The sequence below is a fragment of the Burkholderia cenocepacia genome, assembly GCF_900446215.1.
Classification (GTDB): domain Bacteria; phylum Pseudomonadota; class Gammaproteobacteria; order Burkholderiales; family Burkholderiaceae; genus Burkholderia; species Burkholderia cenocepacia.
Genome location: NZ_UAQZ01000016.1, coordinates 393,292 through 410,973, shown reverse-complemented (window position 1 = coordinate 410,973; position 17,682 = coordinate 393,292). Strand labels below are relative to the sequence as shown.

Here is a 17,682-nt window from a genome sequence, read left to right as displayed (position 1 = left end):
AGACGGGAAGGCTTGGGTCAGCGTGCCTTCCCGTCCCCGCCCGCATGGGCCGCGATACCGTCTTCATCGACTCCGTTCGGCGAGGCCGGCCCGGCCATCGCGAGCGTCCGCACAAGCCGCGCACGATCGCACGCCCCTTCCCACGACGACACGAAAATCACCGCGCACGCATTGCTGATCACGCTGGTCAGCGCGCGCGCCTCCGACATGAAGCGGTCGATCCCGACCAGCAGCGCCACGCCGGCGACCGGCAGGTCGGGCATCACGGCGAGCGTCGCGACCAGCGCGACGAGCCCGCTGCCGGACACGCCGGCCGCCCCCTTCGACGTGAGCAGCATGATCGCGAGCATCGTCGCGATCTGCGACGCGGAAAGGGGAACGTCGCACGCCTGCGCGATGAACAACGCCGCGAGCGTCAGGTAGATCGCGGTACCGTCCAGATTGAACGAATAGCCGGCCGGCAGCACGAGGCCGACGACGCCCTTGTCGCAGCCGAGCGCTTCCAGCTTGACGATCAGGCGCGGCAGGACCGGCTCCGTGGACGAGGTCGCGAGGACGATGAGCAACTCTTCGCGCAGGTAGCGCAGCAGCCGCCACAGCGCGAAGCCGTGCAGTCGCGCGAGCGGTGCGAGCACGCCCGCGACGAACAGCACGCAGGCCACGTAGAAGGCCATCATCAGCTTCGCCAGCGAGCCGACCGAGCCGATGCCGAAGCGGCCCACCGTGAAGGCCATCGCACCGAATGCGCCGAGCGGCGCGAGCCGCATGATCATCGCGAGCACGCGAAAGACGACCTCGGCGAAGCCGTCGATCAGCGCGAGAACGGGCCGGCCGGCCCGCGGGTGCGCGTTCAGCGAGAAGCCGAACAACAGCGACAGCAGCAACACCGGCAACACTTCGCCGTTCGCGAACGCGCCGAGCATCGTGTCCGGGATCACGCCGAGCGCGAACGCCACGAGCCCGGGCGGCGCCGCATGCTTCACATACGGGGCGAGGAGGCTCGCATCGAGGTGATGGACATCGATGTGCATGCCGGCGCCCGGTTGCAGCACGTACGCGGTGACGAGCCCGAGCGCGAGCGCGGCGGCGGTCAATAGATAGAAGAGCGCGAGCGCCCGCACGATCGTGCGGCCGATGGCCTGCCCGTTCGACAGCGACGTGATGCCCGACACGATCGTGCAGAAGACGATCGGCGCGATGGTCATCTTCACCAGCGCGACGAACGCGTCGCTGAGCGGCTTGAGCATCGCGCCCGCCGCCGGCCACACGTGGCCGATGCCCATGCCGAGCATCATCGCGAGCAGGACCTGCACGTACAGCGATTTGAGCAGCCGGGCCCGCCTCACGATGCGGTCGTCCTTCGTTTCCGTTCCGGCGCCGTCATGCCGATGTACCGCTGTCGGCGGTGCTGCCGCGCTTCGCGTCGACGACCATCCGGTGAAATGCCTCGGCGGCGGGCGTCAGCGCGCGCCCGCGCCGCTTGACGATGCCCACGCGCCGTTTGACGACCGGTTCGACGAGCGGCACGCTCGTGATGACAGGGTGGTCGTGCCCCGGCATCGCCATCGACGGCACCGCGGCGACGCCGAGCCCCGCCTCGATCAGCCCGAGCAGGGTCGTGACGTGGCGCGTTTCGCAGACGCTCGGCGTGCGCGGCGCGACGGCCGCCAGCGCCTGGTCGAGCAGCAGGCGGTTACCGGACGTCTTGTCCACCGATACGTAATCGTGCGCGTAGAGTTCGTTCCAGGTCACGCGCTTCTTGCGCGCGAGCGGATGGTCGCGGCGGCAGGCGGCGACGAACCGTTCCTGGAGCAACACCTTGAACTCGATCTCCGCCTCCTGGCTGCCGATGAAGCTCACGCCGAAATCCGCCTCGCCGCTGATCACCGCGCCGAGCACCTCGTTCGCGCTGGCGTCGAGCAGTTTCACGCGGATGCGCGGAAAACGCTGATGATAGCGGGCGATGATGGGCGGCAGGAAGTAGTAGGCGACCGACGGCACGCAGGCGATCGTCACATGGCCGAGGCGGCTCGATGACACGTCGCGGATGCCGAGCAGCGCGGCGTCGAGATCGTCGAGCAGTTGTTCGGCGCTCTGGGCGAACACGCGGCCGACGGTGGTGAGGGTCACGCGGCGCGTGGTGCGCTCGAAGAGCCGCACGCCGAGCGCGTCCTCGAGCTTGTCGATCCGGCGGCTCAATGCGGGCTGGGACAGGCTGATCGCATCGGCGGCCTTTCGGAAACTGCCCGTTTCCACGACCGCGCGAAACGCCTGCAAGTCCGTCAAATCGAAATTGATGCCCACGGGGTCACGCTCCGCCACTCGGATTTCAGATGCGGAGCATTTTGCATGATTCCGCCGGTAGCCGGCGGATTGCGTCGTTCGCGCGGCAGCGATGGCGCGGCGCGGTGTGCCGCGCGGCCGGCGGTGATCCCGCTGGCCGCGCCGCTTCCGGACGCTCAGCGAGCCGGATCGGACGGAGGTTTCGTCTCGGACAGGTCGTCCTCGTGAACCTCCGCCTGGCGCACCGTGGTGCCGTCGTCGCCGGTTTCGGAAATATCGGTTTCGAAGGTTCGCTGCCCGTCGTCGGGCTTCTCCGCGGGCTTCGCGTCGCCGGTTTGCTTGCCTGTCTGTTGCTGTTCACGTGTCATCTCGCTCTCCTGATCGCAACCTGGAATGTTGCGCACCGTTCAGGCGAGCAAGGCGCGGGCCACGCCGGTGTTGCACGGCAGAATCATTTTCCGTTGATGCCCGGCGCGCTTGCCGATGCCCGACGCGGCCGGCAGCGAGCGCGAGCCCCGGCCGACACAGCGCCAAATAGCGTCACATCGTCCATCTCGCCCGCGGCCGCCGGCTTCGCTCCATTACGCGCGACATGCGCCGTATCGACGCTGCAACGTTTTGCGCTCGATTTTCGCGTCCCGGATGCTCGACCTTGCCCATGGCCGGCCCGACGGCGCGGTTGCGAGACTGGCACGTTGTTCGCTTCACCGGTCGTAGTGGGAACGATAGCCGCCGAGCACCCGTGATCGTCCGACCATTCGACGCGCATGCGTCGCGGGGTGTCCGACAACACGGCACGTTCGCGCTTCGCCGCCAGCCGACGGCGCCACCCGACCGACGCAGACCGCCCGCTGACGATGAGCGGGACGCGCGGGCCGTGACGCGTCGAGCATCGGCGGTCGTCCCACCTTCTACGGGGAGATAAAAATGTTGGCCAAGTCAATCCGGACCCTACGAGCCGTACTGATCGTCTTCTCCGTTTGCCTGATGACGCTGGCACCCGGGCGAGCGAGCGCACTGTCGAACCAGTTGCTGTTGCTGCTGCCGGACAACTTCACGCTGCCGGACCCGCGGGTGTCCGCGTGGCTCGATTCGGCGGCGGAAGAGGGGCTGCAGATCGCGCTGATCAGCGACACGCAATTCAAGCAGGGCGGCACGTCGCTGCAGCAGTACCAGGGCCTCATCCTGCCCGACCAGGTGCATACGGTCGCCGACGATACGCTCGTGAGCGCCATCCAGACCTACGCGTTGAACGGCGGGCGCGTGATGCTCGTCTATGATTTCGGCGTACTGAACGCGGCAGGCTTCTATCCGGCCGGGCAATCGCGCTTCAGCTCGATGGCCGGCGTCAACTATGTGCTCTACGATACGCTCGGCGGGAACATGATCGGCCTCGGCAGCGTGACCGGGATGGGCAGCACGTTGCGCGCGCTGCAGATTCCGCCCGGAAAGTCGATGACATGGCCGGGCACGACGGCGGCCGCGACCGCGTCGGCCACCACCCTGTCGAGTACGTCGACCGGCTCGACGACGAATCCGCCGCTCTACCTGCAGCCGAGCACGTCGAACCCCGGCGGGCTTGCCGGTTACAACCATCAGGCGTACTTCACGTACAAGACGGTGAACGGACGCATGACCGGCGTGCCGCTGAATCTCGGGCGCGTGTCGACCGGCGCAAGGGTCGGCTCCGGATCGTACTGGCCGAGCTCGACGAGGCCGTCGTCGGCATCGACATCGCCGTCGATGAGTGGCGCGACGTCGTTCGCGAGCACGTCGCCCGCCGCGACGACCGACGTGCTCGAAGGAATCTCCGGCTACGTCTACGGTTTCCTCACCTATCCGAGCTACGTCACGCAAGGCACGTATACCGGCACGACGCTGCTGACGTCGCCGAATTTCGGGCTCGTCGCCGGCTATCAGGCGTATGGAAACGGCGGCGTGATGTTCGTCAACCTGCCGCTCGCGTATCTCGACGGACAAACCGACAGCATGCCGATCCACGGCTTCCTGCGTTACTTCACGACGAACGTCCTGTCGATGCCGCGCCTGTCGCTGCAGCCGCGTGCCCAGGCCGGGATGGTCCTGAACTGGCACTTCTGCGCGGAGGACCAGATCCAGCCGGCGCAGTATCTGAAGAATTACGGTATCTGGAACAGCGGCCCGTATTCGATCGTGATGACGGCCGGCCCTGACGACGTGACGATCGGCGATGGTCTCGGCATCAACCTGACGAACAACACGCAGGCGAAGCAACTGGTCGCGTTCCTGCTCAAGCGCGGTCACAACGTCGGCAGCCACGGCGGCTGGGCGCACGACTACTGGGGGGCGAACGCCAGCGAAACGAACGCGGGCACGTTCACGCAGTACCTGGTGCTGAACCGCAATGCGGTGCAGTCGGTGACGGGCAAGCCGGACATCGAATGGGCGGCGCCGGAAGGCAATACGCCGACGTGGGCGGTGAACTGGCTCGAATCGAACGGTTACTCCGGCTACTACTTCACCGGCCATACCGGCAATGCGCAAACGCGTGCGTATCGCAACGGTTCGCTTCTGAATCCCGGCATCTGGGCGTTCCCGGTGATGCCGTTCGGCAAGTACGCGACGTTCGAGGAGTTCCAGGAGTTCGCGGTACCGACCGCGGACGTGCAGAACTGGTATCTGTCGCTGATGGATTTCGTCGTCGCGAACCGCACGAGCCGGCTGATCTACATGCATCCACTCGGCGCGTCGTGGTATCCGAACGTCGTCACGACAATCCTGAGCCGTGCCGCGTCGCTCGCGAAGACCGGCCAGTTCAAGTGGTTCACGATGGATCAGCTCACGCAGTTCGACCGGCGCCGTCTGCTCGTGAACTGGACGGCGACCGACACCGGCACCGGCTGGACGTTCAGCGCGACGCACCCGAGCAGCCTGCAGGACATGACCTGGCTGCTGCCGAAGAGCACGTACCAGATGCCGAGCGTGAAAAGCGGAAGCGCAACGATCGTGAGCACCGATCCGGTCAACTGGCTGGTCATCGCGGGCACGGGCAAGTCGCTGTCGTTCACGAGCGCGAAGGCGCATTGACGCGCGCCGGCGCCTTGACCAACGGGGAACACCATGAAGCGAGCTTCGTTTGCGCGTGCGCTGCGGATGCTGGTCGTTTCGGCGAGCGTCGCGCTCTTGTGCGGCGTGTCGTTCGCCCAGTCTTCACCGCGCGCGCCGCGCGGGTTTGCACGGCCGCCGCTCCATCTGCACGGCGCCGCGAAACGGAATCCGGCCGGCCTGTCACCGCAGCAGATCCGCCGTTTCTACGGGTTCGATCAATTGCCGGCGCGCGGCTACGGTGGCGACGATCAGGTCGTCGCGATCGTCGATGCGTACGACAACCCGAACGTCGAGGCGGATCTGCGAACGTTCAGCCGCACGTTCGGCCTGCCGCCGTGCGCGTCGCCGCGCTGCTTCACGAAGGTGTACGCCACCGCCGACAAGCGTCCGCCGCCGCCCGACGCACTGTGGGCGCTCGAGAGTTCGCTCGACGTGCAGTGGGCGCACGCGATCGCACCGAATGCGCGGATCGTGCTGGTCGAAGCCGCATCGAGCTCGCTCGATGACCTGATGAGCGCGATCGCGCTCGCGACGAGTCCGGCCCCGGGCGGGGTCGGTGCGAAGGTCGTGTCGATCAGTTGGGGGAGCGGGGAGTTCCTGGCCGAAACGCAATTCGACGGGCAGTTCGCCAGCGCGAACGGCGTGTCGTTCGTCGCAGCGTCCGGCGACGGCGGCAACGGGATCGACTACCCGGCCGCGTCGCCGTACGTGCTGAGCGTCGGCGGCACGTCGATCGCGACCGATGCGAGCGGCGCCTATGCCGGCGAAACGGCATGGGCCGGCAGTGGCGGCGGACAGAGCGCCGTCGAGACGGAGCCGACGTATCAGTCGAACTTCCGGATTCCGTCGGATAGCCTCGGCTTGCGCGGGCTGCCCGACGTCGCCTATGACGCCGATCCGGCATCCGGCTTCGCGGTCTACGATTCGTACGGCTATGCGGGGCAGGGCGGGTGGTTCGTGGTCGGCGGCACGAGCGCGGGCGCACCGCAATGGTCCGCGTTGATCGCGATCGCGAACAGCTTGCGCATCGCGCACGGCAAGACGACGCTGAATGCGGTGAGCGCGCTCCAGACCGTGCTGTACGGGCTCGCCGCCAGCGCCTACGCGGCGAACTTCCACGACATCGTCAGCGGTTCGAACGGCGCATGCGGCGCGCTTTGCACTGCGACAACCGGATACGACTACGTAACCGGCCTCGGGCGCCCGATGGCCGCCAATCTGGTTCAGGCGTTGATCGCCGCGCCGTGACGTGTACCGCAGCGGAAGAGCGCGGGCTGGCTCCATCCCTCGCGGCCTCCTATAATCGCCATCAGCTTGTCCGGGAAGTCGCGGTTATCAAGGCGAGGGAGGGCAAATGGGACCGTACCGTCGCATCTATTCGCGCGTCATCCTCACGAGTTCGATCGCCGGTCTGGCCATGCTTGCTGGCCCGGGCAACGCACATGCCGAGGACAGTGCGTCGAGCGTTCCGATCGACTTCAAGCCATCGGAAAGAACGATCAACGCCTATGCGGTGTATGGCGACGGACGCGCGACCGAGGGGGGCGACATGCATTGGCGCGCCTACGAAGTCGGCTTCGGCGACGTCCTGAACGACTACCTGTCGATCTACCTCGCGTATCTGAACGAGGGGCATCCGCTGGATCACCACCGTGACGGCTTCGCCGCGCTGGGCTCGTTTCGTTGGCCGGTCGGCAGTCGCGTGGCGCTCGAACTGTCGGCCGGGCCGTATTTCAGCATGGACACCACGCATGTCGACAATCAGGCGCGCAACGAAAAGCGCTGGGGCGTGCGTGCGTCGGCAGCGGTGCGGTATTACCTCGTGCCCAATCGCTTCTTCCTCAAGCTGCAGTACAACCACGTCCAGATGTTCAGCGGATTCAATTCCGACGCGGTGCTGTTCGGCATCGGCTCGGATTTTGGCGGCGATCCTGGCCCGGCGCTGTCGGACGGCAAGACGCAGGTGAGCGTTTGGGCCGGGACGTCGCAGACGAACCGCCCCCAAGTGCCGATCGAAAAGGGCTACATGATCGAAGTCAAACGACCGTTCGGCAATGCGTGGGCCTATTCGGCGAGCTTCGTGTACGAAGGCAACAATGGCGTCGCGGGCCGAAGGGGCGTGGCCGCGCAATTCTGGTACGTCGCGCCGATCAAGAGCAAATGGACGCTTTCGGCCGGTGTCGGTCCGTATCTGTCGCATGACCGGGACGAGGTCTCGCGCAAAACGAGGCTCAATGCGTTGCTCAGCGCGCTGGTGACCTATCAGGTCACGAACGATTGGGCGGCGAGCTTGCGCTTCAATCGCGTCGCAACCGGTAACAACAAGGACCAGGACATGTTCATGGTCGGCCTGGCGCGCAATTTCTGACGGTGTGACGTCCGCGACTTCCTCGGGCCGATCGACGATGCGCGTCCGACGCGAAGACGGCGCGGGTGTGTCGCGACCATCACGCGTGGCGGGCTTTTTCAAGCCGCCGTTTGCCTCAGTGTTATGTCGTCCTGCTTATCACGATCGCTCGAACGCTAACTTCCGTTCCGGCCGCCTTTTACGCGTCTTTCAGCCAGGGCATTTCCACGGGCGACACGATCAGTTGCCGGAATTCGCGCTTCAGATCGAAGATGAAGCCGACCAGAATCATGGAATCGGCGTAAGGAATCGGGAAAACATGCGGATTTTCCGGCGTACGCAACGGGCGCTCGGGCGTGTCCGCTGCCGCCGCGGCGTTCTCGCGAACGCTTTCCAGCTCGTCGGCCATGGCCGGGCCGTTGACTTTCAGCACACGGCTGCGCAGCTCGCTCAAGGGCTCGATGCGCGCAGCGTCTTCGTGGTATTCGGGCACTTCGTAAACGAACCAGGACATTTTCGTCTCCTGTGAGAAGGGGCGCTATTCTAACGCTGCGCGCGGATCCGCTGGAAACCGTCCTCGGCTGGTCGCCGCCACGCCGGGAGCATTACGTTGCACACGACGTGATACTGAAGATGGAGGTTGTCGATTTCGACCCCAATTTGGCGATAATCAGCATTATGTAAAATCTAGTCATTCGCGGCTGGAACGTCGCGGACAAAATCCGCCGAGCCAAGCGCGAAGGCACGTTCACGGCCGTGCTCGCCAAGTGGCGCACGCTCGCGTTGAATCTCCCGCGCTCGTGGCGATCTCTGGACCGGTATCGGGCCACCTGCCTACATCCCCCATAAACGTCGATCAACGTGGAGCGCGGCGAAGGACGAGGCCGACCGGGCCGGACGCCTCTACGCGCCGTTGTTGCCGGGCGCGAACCGCTCAACTTGATGGAATCCCCGCCAATCATCCGAACAAATCTGAGAGAGGCCGACGCGCGCCGCGTCGACGCCGTATTTCGAGGAGCACACGTATGTTGCGAAAAATCGCAGTCGTCGGGGACACGTTGTCGAGCAGTGCACTCGCCGCCGGGCGCTGGAGCGCTCGCATTCACCGCATGCATGCGTTACCTGCTGCTTCGGCAGAAACGAACGGGGCTGCTGGAGTCACTGCAGGGTCCGTGAGGCTGGCCGGTACTGATTTAAATCAAAATGTTCGGGGTCACAATTCAGCGCCCTTACCCCAATCAAGATCAGTCGACGGAAAAATGCACGCAACTTAACGATGCCGCTATACATTAAATGACAATAATAAAAAAACAATATTTAATGAAACCAATTCCAGTCATTCCGTCAACTCGATCACACGTCACTCGCTCCCCGTCCACTCGACCCGCACTGCGCCCCGCCCCGTCGCGGCACGTACATCACGGCCCAATCCCCCACACCTCGATGTGCGGCTCCCGACGCGGCTGCCACACCCGACACGATCATTTCAATTCCCTCACCAAACCCCGACTTGATTAACAGCGGCGACATGAAAAATTAATCCAACAGAAAATATCTTGTAATTATAAAAATCACCTTCTAGCATCCCTCTGCTGTTCGCGACACGTCTTGTTTAAAAGTCATCACTTGATGCATTCCTCGAACAAACCCATTCATAACCTGGGGAATTACATGAAGAAACTGTCTCGACTGCTGCCCATCACCGCGATTACCCTCGCGAGTCTCAGCGCTTTTGCCCAGGCCGGCGACCAGCCGGCCGCGGTCGACAAGGCACTGCAACTGATCCAGCAGAACCCGTCCGCCTTCAGTCTGGCTGCCGGCGGCACGGCACGCACGTTGAAGTTCGCCGGGCCACAAGCAGGCGCACCGACCGACGGCGACCAGTTCCAGGTACGCGACGTGATCGTCGATCCCGACGGCACCGAGCACGTGCGCTTCGACCGCTTCCATGCAGGCCTGCCCGTGATTGGCGGCGACGTGGTCGTCCATTCGAGCAAGGGGCAATTGAAGCAGGCAAGCGTGACCCAGCTCGCGCCAATCAATCTCGCCGGCTCGATCGGCAAGGTCGGAAACCGCGCCGTGATCCGCAACGCACCCGACGTAGGCGCGACGCGCGCCAGGCACATCGCGGCCGCGCGCTTCAACTCCGACGTGCGCCGCGTCGACGACGCGGAACTCGTCGTGTTCGCACGCGACGTCACGCCGACGCTGGCCTATGCGGTGCGCGTCTACGGCAAGGCGACCGAGACCCACGGCGATGCCGTGCTCTACTACGTCGACGCTCGCACCGGCACCCTGCTCGATGCACAGGACCTGATCAAGACCGCCGCCGCGACCGGCACCGGCCGCTCGCTGTACTACGGCAACCTGACGCTCACGACGGACCAGACCGGCACGAACGCGTACCGGATGCTCGATCCGAGCCGCGGCGGCGGCTCGGTCTACGATGGTCGCGGTCTCAGCTCGGACGAGGTCGAGCAAGCGACCGACCTGCCGATCTTCACGAGCAGCACGAACGTGTGGGGCAACAACGCGACCACCGACCGGCAGACCGTCGCGGCAGACATCGACTACGGGCTCGCATTGACTTGGGACTACTACAAGACCACGCACAACCGCAACGGCATCTTCAACGACGGCCGCGGTGTGAAGAGCTACGCGCACGTGGTGTTCAATACCGGCAGCGGCACGACGGGCGCGAACGCGGCATGGCTGTCGTCGCGCGTGATGGCGTACGGCGACGGCGAGCCGGGCACGCGCCTGCCGAAACCCGTGGTGTCGGTCGACGTCGCCGGGCACGAGATGAGCCACGGCGTGACCGAGGCCACCGCCAACCTGAACTATTCGGGTGATGCGGGCGGCCTGAACGAATCGACGTCCGACATTTTCGGCACGCTCGTGAAGTTCTACGCGAACAACCCGAACGATCCCGGCAACTACGTGATCGGCGCGCGCGTGGTGAGTGGCGGCCTGCGCAAGATGTACAAGCAGGATCTCGACGGCCGGTCGTTCAGCTGCTACCCGTCCGGCGGCTTCTCGTGGTCGAATCCGCGCCACGATCCGCATTTCACGTCGGGGGTCGGCAACCGCTTCTTCTACCTGCTATCGGAAGGCCCGTCGGTGCCGCCGACCGACACCGGCCTGTCGAGGACGCAACTGGTCTGCAACGGCGACACGACCTTCAGCGGGCTGGGCCGCGACAAGGCTGGCAAGATCTGGTACCGGACGCTGACCGTGTACCTGAACGCCAACTCGAGCTACCCGAACGCGCGGCGTGCGTCGATCCAGGCCGCGAACGACCTGTATGGCGCGAACTCGGCCGAAAGCGCGACGGTCGCCCGCGCGTGGAGTGCGGTCGGGGTGAATTGACCGTGCGTGTATGAACGCGTCGGACGCCGGCAGTCGCGTGGCGGGATTTCGCTTCGGAGGAAAGCGATTCGGTCGTGGTCACGCGGCGTTCGGGTGAATGACGAGAAGGGGCCGGCCGACCGCCTGCGTATGCAGGGGGCGGCCGGTGGATCGTGCGTCCTTGCGGTCCGACAAATGAATCGGCGCTCGACGAATACGCATTACATAGGCTGCCTGGCGTGCCGCCGCCAACGTGGCCGGCGTATTCGCGAATCGCTCGGCCGGACGCTCCGGGTGAACCCCGTCCCATCGTATCGACGGCGCCGCCCCGGTAGCCGGCTTCCTGAGCGAGCCGACAACGCGCTATATTCTGGTCCCAGGCAGGACGACGACGGAAGCCGCCCGCCATCGCAACCCTTCCCGACGCGCTTCCTCACCCCGAGAGAACGACAAAAATGGACCACTCGCAGTATTTCAGCCAAAGTTCGATCCAGGCCGCGAATCTTCGCCTGCACTATCTGTCGCAGTTGCTGCGCGAGCAGACAGGCTCGATCGTCCAGTACGGCATCCTGCGCGGGTTTCCGATCGGCTTCAGTCATTGGGCGGAAGTTGCGGTCGGCGGCTATCTGCTCGGCACCTACGAGATCGCCGTATGCGCGATCCTGGAAGCGCTCGGATCGCCCGACAAGGTGCTGGTCGACCTCGGCGCCGCCGACGGGATTTTCGGCATCGGCCTAGTCAGGAACAACGTCTTTGCCCGCAGCCTGTGTTTCGAGATGGACGAGCAGCGCCGCCACGCGATCCAGCACCGCGCCGCGGAGATGGGGCTGGCGGACCGCGTCGCGGTCTATGGCAAGGCCGATCGCGACTTGCCCGCGATTCTGTCGGAGCACGGCGGGGAGCCGGCCAAACGGGTCATCCTGTGCGATATCGAGGGCGCGGAGTTCGACCTGTTCGACGATGCGCTGCTGGAGCAGCTCTCCGGCAGCCACGTAATCATCGAAATCCACGATTTTCTGCTTTCCGACCCGCAACAAGCCGCGCGCGCATTCGACGAATTGAGTCAGCGCGCGGGCAAGTACTTCAACGTGTACGAGATCCGCGACGGGCTGCGCGACATTCGCAACATCCCGTTGCTGCGACACTGGTCGGACTGGGACGCATGGCTGATGTGCGTCGAGGCGCGCTACCGGATGATGCGGTGGCTTTGGCTCGAGCCGAAAAGCCAGCCGCGACGCGCCGATCAGGACATCGATCGCCTGATCCTCGACTACCAGCGGCGGATCTTCACAGTCTGACGAACGGGAACCGGCGCGTATCGAACAGCCACGCACACGCCGACCGACCGCGGCGTCACACCTGCCGCACGACGATATCCCATGCGGTATGACACGCCTGCCCGGGCAGCGTCAGTGCGCTCAGCGCGATACGGTCGCCCGGTTGCGTCGCGACGCTGAGTTTGTGCGGCGCCTGCAGCGACACGCTTTCACCGTTGCGCTCCACTCGCGCGCGGGGCGCCGACGGCTGGCCGCTCAGGTGAGACAACCCGATGTCGAGCACCATCCGCTCGCGCGTCACCGCGAACTCGACCTTGTGCGACGCCCATGCATTGAACGCACTCCCCTGCGGATGCCGGAACGATGTGCCGGCGACGAGCCGCGGAACGTTCGGCAGCACGTCCTCGTGCGCGGCGACGAGTGACAAGCCGCTGGCGGCAAGGCATTCGAGTTGATGCGCGTCGAGATCGGCCGGCTGTTCCCGCATGCCCGGTTCGGGCGGCAGCGCGAACGCCTGTCCGAGCGCGATCGCCCGTTCGGCATCGCGAGACAAATAGCGCCAGTGATTCAGGAAGCGCACGTCGCCCGTCATGTGCAGGCCGCGGATCGGCTTGCCCTGATGCTCGAGCACGATTTGCACGGCGCTGAAATCGTGCCGCTCGTGAAGTCCCCATTTCGTCACGAAATTCTGCTCGCAGCCGACGAGTCGCACCTGTCCCAAGCCGCCCCATAGATGCAGGAACGTCGTGTCGAGCCCGTGGATCGCGGCGAAGTCCTGGCCGATTCTTCCGGCCTGTTCGCGCACGTACTGCGCAAACCGCATCCACGGCGCACGCGTGCCGACGACGAGCCCCGCCTGCAGCGGATGCCCCACCCGATCGAGCACGTCCTGGACGCATTGACGAACCAGCGCGTCGCGTCGCTCGCCGATGAGCGGGGCCATCACGAACGCACAGAAATGAGCGTCGGGTGCGACGTGGAGCAGATCGTCGTCCGGCACGACGTCGAAAATATCGAACCGCGGCCCTGGAAACCAGATATCCGCATCGTAGAGCGCAAGCGTCTGCAATTCCGGATCGGCGTCGAAGACGGCGGCCGCCGAGATGTAGCGATCCCACGCAAGGTCGCCGACGCCCGCCCCGGCATAGACCTCGATACCGTTGTCGCGCAACCGCTGCTGCTTGTCAGCGGACAAGCCATAACCGATGACGCCAATACGCCCGCGGTAGTCCGTCGCGCGCAGCGATACGATGAACGGAATCACCATCTCGTACCAGGCTTGCCTGTTGTCGTCGATTGCGAACGCGACGAGATGACGGCGGTTGGTCTCGTTGTTGTTTGACATGTTCATGCGTGTAGTAACGGCTGGGGAGTCCGCATGCGGAACGGTGCGGCTGCGGAGCCTTTGATACGCAATGCCGATTACCGGGAGTCAGCCGATCATTCGTTATCGTCATACGATAACGAATGAAATCAACACGATCGATCGCCCGCCCGTCGAGAAACGGCCGCTCGATTGTAATGAAGATCCGCGCGTTTCTGGGGGGCCAATCGGGGTTGAGCCGGATATACAACGGATTGTCCGTGCCGCGGCTCGGATCGTTTGTTAAATAGCGTGAGTGATCGACCACGCGCCGGTAATTTGCCTTACCATCCCGCCGTCATCTTGACCAGCATCGGGCCGAACACCGTTGAATCGCTCGTGGATGACAAGCGTATTTTTCTTTCCAGAGCCCCATCCGGGCACCAATTTCACCCCAGGACCGACCATGTTCCAGACTCCGGGAGATTCCTTCGTCAACGGCTCGTTGCTCGGCCTGTGCGTCGAGGTGCCGCTTGCCGCGCTGGTTTCGCTGGTCATGCACGGCGTCGACTGGAACGGCCCGCGCGTCGCGATGCTCATCGCCACGCCCGTGCTGATCGCGTGCCTCGCGCTGCTGACGCGGCCGGTCGCATTCAGCACGGTCTGGAAGCACAAGCGCTCGCCTTTCGAACTCGACGACAACGTTCGCGCATCGATCTACGGCCGGCTCTGCGGGATCGCGCTCGGCGTGGTATTCGGCATCATGGTCGCGACGACGTTCGCCTGAGCCGCCCCCTGAATCCTCCGACGCAACCTGCATCACCGCTGCCCCGCACCCACCTCCGGTTTCATCGCTTCACCCCGCCGCAACCAGCGGATTGAACGACGTGTCCCAGAACGGCGCGACATGGGCCGGCCCGTCCAGCACGCCGATGCGGGCAAACACGTCCGCGACCTGCTGGTGCTGCGCGACCACGTCGGGCGTCACCGGCAGCAATGCGTAGTCCTCGCTGCGCTGGTCGAACATCGTGACGAGATCGGCAACCGGCACGCGGGTCTCGCGATTCTGCGCGAGCGCATAGTCGCGGAAATGCCCGTTCGCCCACGCATACGCACGTCGAAACCGCAGCAGCAGATCGGCCGTCGCCGCGCGGCGACGTGCATCGTCGAGCGTGCGCGGATTCGCGTACACCGGGAAATTGCCCGACAGGTAGCCCTTCCCCGTCTTCAGCACGCGGGCGCCGTAGCGATTGCGCGCAAGCTGGCCGTTGTAGCCGTAGATCGCCCACGCGTCGATATCGCCGCGGTCGTACGCGGACAACCCGTCGGTCGGCGACAGGTTGATCGGCTGGATGTCGTCGAAGGTCAGGCCGGCTTCCGCCAGCTGTCGATACAGGAAATAGTGCGACGTCGTCGCGCGCACGTAGCCGACGCGCTTGCCCTTCAGGTCGGCGATGCCGCGGATCGGCGTGTCCTTGCGCGCGAGCGTGACCTGGTTGTTCAGGTCTTCGCGCACACGCGAGATGAATTTCACATTGGCTTTCTGGCGCGCGGCGAACACGGCCGGAATTTCGCTACCCGAACCGATATCGAGCGCGTCCGCATTGAGCGCCTCGATATGCAGCACGCCGTTGTTCAGTTCGCGCCAGTCGATCCGGTACGGCGTATCGGCGAGCCCGGCCGCCTGCAGCAGCGCGCGCCAGCCGCCCTTGTAGGTCGCGACGCGCAACGTCGTGCCGGCCAGATCGGCGTCGGCGGCCGGCGCGGCGAACGCGGCCAATGGGTGCGCCACGACCGCGGCGCCGGCAAGCAGCAGACGGCGACGTGCCGCCGACATTGACGACATCGGATGCTCCTGTCGATCGGATGGAATGGGATCGGAAGTGGAACCGCTGCGTCAATGCAGCGCCGGAAACCCGTGGCGCTCGGCCAGCAGTTCGAGGATGCGGCGTGCGTCGGTGACGAAGCGCACGTCGCCGAGCGTCTGCGCGTCGTCCGGCGCGGGCCGGTCGCGACCCAGCACGAGCACCGGCAGGCCCTGGTGTGCGTCGTCGAGCGCGTCGATCACCGCGGGCCGCGGCCGCTCGAAACCAACGCGCTTCACGTCGAGACGCGCGGCAAGATCGGGCGCGCTCGCCAGCAGCCCCTCGATCGGCAATCCATGCGGACACACGAAGCGCTGGCCCGGATGCTTCGGATCGGCAAAGCCCGGTTCCAGCAGAAACAGCACATCGCGACTCATGTCAAACGGCTCCCTTTTTCGTCGATCGTCCCGATCGGGAAGCATTCGTACACCTGTACGCGCTGCTGTTCCCGCGGCATGCCGGCCACCGGCCGGATGCCAGACTCTACCGTCGCACCTCGCACGGCCCTACCAACGTTTTGCGGAATCGATATGCAAACGCGCATAGCGCATCGGCCGGTCGTCGCCTAGCCGGACGTTGCGTAAACGCATCGTCATGCGAACGACGGGCAGTCCGCACATCGAACCATTTCATCGATCGATATGAACGCGCGCAGGCATTTCCAGCGCGCGACGTTCGCAGTCCGCGCGATGCGTTCGCCGCAGCAGGCGCGCCGGACGCGATCGCGGCGCACCTGCCGGGCCGGCGGCAACGCACATTACAAATCGGCCGCACAGCGAATTACAAACCACGGATCGGCCGTTCATCGACGCGCCCGTCGTCAATAGCATCGTGCTCCTCACAAACGTACGGATAACAACAGAGGATGGTCATGATCAAAAAAACGGTGGTACTGGGTTTGGTGTCGATCGGTTCGGTCAGTGCGCATGCGCAGAGTTCGGTCACGTTGTACGGTGTGGTCGACGCCGGCATCGCGTACACGAACAACCAGGGCGGCGCGAGCAACATCCAGCAGACGAGCGGCAAGCTGAGCGGCAGCCGCTGGGGCCTGAAAGGCGCGGAGGATCTCGGCGGCGGCCTGCAGGCGGTCTTCACGCTGGAAGGCGGATTCCGGCCGAGCGACGGCGGGCTCGGCCAGGGCGGCCGCCTGTTCGGCCGCTCCGCGTACGTGGGTCTCGGCAAGAAAGGCCTCGGCACGCTGACGTTCGGCCGTCAGTACGAGCCGATCACCGATCTCGTCGCGCAGTACTCGGGATCGGGGATCTGGTCGCCGGCCACGCACGTGGGCGACAACGACAACCTGAACCAGAGCTTCCGGCTGAACAACGCGGTGAAATTCCGCAGCGACACGATCGCCGGCTTCACGGCCGACCTGCTCTATGCATTCAGCAACCAGGCCAATGGCGGCGCGGGCACCGGCTTCTCGAACAACAACGCGTGGGGCGCATCGGCGAACTACGTGAACGGTCCGCTGTCGGTCGGCGGCGGCTATGTGCGGCTCAATCACCCGAATGCGACGTCGAACACGAGCGGCGCGGTGGGCGGCGCGACCTCGACCACCGGCAACGACTACAGCGGCGCGTTCTTCTACGGGCTGAACGGCGGCGTACTGAAGCAGCAGATCGGCGCGGTCGGCGCGAACTACTCGCTGGGCCGCACGACGCTCGGCTTCGCATGGAGCCACACGCAGCTCGACTATCTCGACGGCTCGTCGCGCAAGTTCAACAACTACGACGTAAACGCGCGCTATCAGATCACGCCGGCGGCCACGCTGATCGGTGTCTATACGTTTACCGACGGGCGCGCCAGCGGCCTGCCGGGCACGAGCGGCCAGACGCTGAAACCGCGCTGGCACCAGTTCACGCTCGGGTTCGACTACGCGCTGTCGAAGCGCACCGATATCTATGTGTCGGGCATCTACCAGCTCGCGGCCGGTGATGCGAGCACTGCGACGTCGGGCGGTTATCGCAAGATCGCGGCGATCTCGAACATCGGCAGCGCGTCGTCGACGAACCGCCAGCTTGCGTTCGTCAGCGGGCTGCGCGTGAAGTTCTGACGGCACGCGCGGCGGGCGCGGCGCAATCGTCACGATAAGCAAAGCGGGAATCGTTGTTTGCCGCGCCCCGCCCGGTTGCCGAGAATGATCGTTTCCCCGCGCGCCACACGCGTTCG

At 65.1% G+C, this 17,682-nt stretch carries 14 protein-coding genes; 7 read left to right on the top strand and 7 right to left on the bottom strand.

The window, feature by feature from the left end:
* Positions 1–17 precede the first annotated feature (17 nt).
* The 3 genes from dctA to DTA15_RS34095 form a co-directional block, all read right to left on the bottom strand.
* Entirely contained in the window at positions 18–1,346 is a 1,329-nt protein-coding gene (dctA, locus tag DTA15_RS34105) for a C4-dicarboxylate transporter DctA (protein WP_006481885.1), read from the bottom strand.
* A gap of 34 nt (positions 1,347–1,380) precedes the next feature.
* Positions 1,381–2,304: a LysR family transcriptional regulator gene (locus DTA15_RS34100; protein WP_006481880.1), complete on the bottom strand. Its 924-nt coding sequence runs from the start codon at positions 2,302–2,304 to the stop codon at positions 1,381–1,383.
* Positions 2,305–2,459: 155 nt separating this feature from the next.
* Complete coding sequence (locus tag DTA15_RS34095; protein WP_006481878.1) at positions 2,460–2,651, bottom strand: hypothetical protein; 192 nt, start codon at positions 2,649–2,651, stop codon at positions 2,460–2,462.
* A 559-nt stretch (positions 2,652–3,210) separates the two neighbouring features.
* Between DTA15_RS34095 and DTA15_RS34090 the strand changes: the two genes are divergently transcribed.
* The 3 genes from DTA15_RS34090 (at position 3,211) to DTA15_RS34080 (ending at position 7,738) form a co-directional block, all read left to right on the top strand.
* Positions 3,211–5,349, top strand: coding sequence for a polysaccharide deacetylase family protein (locus DTA15_RS34090; RefSeq protein ID WP_006493282.1), 2,139 nt, complete (start codon positions 3,211–3,213; stop codon positions 5,347–5,349).
* 33 nt (positions 5,350–5,382) lie between these two features.
* Positions 5,383–6,618 carry a S53 family peptidase gene (locus DTA15_RS34085; protein ID WP_006481881.1) on the top strand — a complete coding sequence of 412 codons (1,236 nt, stop codon included), beginning with the start codon at positions 5,383–5,385 and terminating at the stop codon, positions 6,616–6,618.
* Between the two features lie 106 nt (positions 6,619–6,724).
* The gene (locus DTA15_RS34080) at positions 6,725–7,738 is read left to right on the top strand and encodes a hypothetical protein (protein ID WP_006481893.1); all 1,014 of its coding nucleotides are present in this window, start codon (positions 6,725–6,727) and stop codon (positions 7,736–7,738) included.
* 178 nt (positions 7,739–7,916) lie between these two features.
* Here the strand turns inward: DTA15_RS34080 and DTA15_RS34075 are convergent, their stop codons facing one another.
* Positions 7,917–8,231, bottom strand: a complete 315-nt coding sequence (locus DTA15_RS34075; protein ID WP_006481895.1) for a hypothetical protein — start codon at positions 8,229–8,231, stop codon at positions 7,917–7,919.
* A gap of 1,157 nt (positions 8,232–9,388) precedes the next feature.
* Between DTA15_RS34075 and DTA15_RS34065 the strand changes: the two genes are divergently transcribed.
* Both DTA15_RS34065 and DTA15_RS34060 read left to right on the top strand, forming a co-directional pair.
* Entirely contained in the window at positions 9,389–11,086 is a 1,698-nt protein-coding gene (locus DTA15_RS34065) for a M4 family metallopeptidase (RefSeq protein WP_006481898.1), read from the top strand.
* A gap of 506 nt (positions 11,087–11,592) precedes the next feature.
* Entirely contained in the window at positions 11,593–12,363 is a 771-nt protein-coding gene (locus DTA15_RS34060) for a hypothetical protein (RefSeq protein WP_227743140.1), read from the top strand.
* Positions 12,364–12,418: 55 nt separating this feature from the next.
* Here the strand turns inward: DTA15_RS34060 and DTA15_RS34055 are convergent, their stop codons facing one another.
* Entirely contained in the window at positions 12,419–13,687 is a 1,269-nt protein-coding gene (locus tag DTA15_RS34055) for a hypothetical protein (protein WP_227746398.1), read from the bottom strand.
* A gap of 424 nt (positions 13,688–14,111) precedes the next feature.
* On the opposite strand from DTA15_RS34055, the gene DTA15_RS34050 reads away from it, so the two are divergent.
* Complete coding sequence (locus DTA15_RS34050) at positions 14,112–14,432, top strand: hypothetical protein (protein ID WP_006481877.1); 321 nt, start codon at positions 14,112–14,114, stop codon at positions 14,430–14,432.
* Positions 14,433–14,501: 69 nt separating this feature from the next.
* Here DTA15_RS34050 and DTA15_RS34045 read toward each other — a convergent pair whose 3' ends face one another.
* Positions 14,502–15,491, bottom strand: coding sequence for an ABC transporter substrate-binding protein (locus DTA15_RS34045; protein WP_006481896.1), 990 nt, complete (start codon positions 15,489–15,491; stop codon positions 14,502–14,504).
* Positions 15,492–15,542: 51 nt separating this feature from the next.
* A complete protein-coding gene (locus DTA15_RS34040; protein WP_006481897.1) occupies positions 15,543–15,887 on the bottom strand; it encodes a DUF3088 domain-containing protein in 345 nt (114 codons plus the stop codon).
* A 494-nt stretch (positions 15,888–16,381) separates the two neighbouring features.
* On the opposite strand from DTA15_RS34040, the gene DTA15_RS34035 reads away from it, so the two are divergent.
* A complete protein-coding gene (locus DTA15_RS34035) occupies positions 16,382–17,566 on the top strand; it encodes a porin (protein ID WP_006498206.1) in 1,185 nt (394 codons plus the stop codon).
* Positions 17,567–17,682 lie beyond the last annotated feature (116 nt).

Coding starts and splice junctions, on each gene's coding strand:
- DTA15_RS34095 (WP_006481878.1), bottom strand. CDS start 2,651: ATGACACGTGAACAGCAACAGACAGGCAAGCAAACCGGCGACGCGAAG.
- DTA15_RS34090 (WP_006493282.1), top strand. CDS start 3,211: ATGTTGGCCAAGTCAATCCGGACCCTACGAGCCGTACTGATCGTCTTC.
- DTA15_RS34085 (WP_006481881.1), top strand. CDS start 5,383: ATGAAGCGAGCTTCGTTTGCGCGTGCGCTGCGGATGCTGGTCGTTTCG.
- DTA15_RS34080 (WP_006481893.1), top strand. CDS start 6,725: ATGGGACCGTACCGTCGCATCTATTCGCGCGTCATCCTCACGAGTTCG.
- DTA15_RS34075 (WP_006481895.1), bottom strand. CDS start 8,231: ATGTCCTGGTTCGTTTACGAAGTGCCCGAATACCACGAAGACGCTGCG.
- DTA15_RS34065 (WP_006481898.1), top strand. CDS start 9,389: ATGAAGAAACTGTCTCGACTGCTGCCCATCACCGCGATTACCCTCGCG.
- DTA15_RS34055 (WP_227746398.1), bottom strand. CDS start 13,687: ATGTCAAACAACAACGAGACCAACCGCCGTCATCTCGTCGCGTTCGCA.
- DTA15_RS34050 (WP_006481877.1), top strand. CDS start 14,112: ATGTTCCAGACTCCGGGAGATTCCTTCGTCAACGGCTCGTTGCTCGGC.
- DTA15_RS34045 (WP_006481896.1), bottom strand. CDS start 15,491: ATGTCGTCAATGTCGGCGGCACGTCGCCGTCTGCTGCTTGCCGGCGCC.
- DTA15_RS34040 (WP_006481897.1), bottom strand. CDS start 15,887: ATGAGTCGCGATGTGCTGTTTCTGCTGGAACCGGGCTTTGCCGATCCG.
- DTA15_RS34035 (WP_006498206.1), top strand. CDS start 16,382: ATGATCAAAAAAACGGTGGTACTGGGTTTGGTGTCGATCGGTTCGGTC.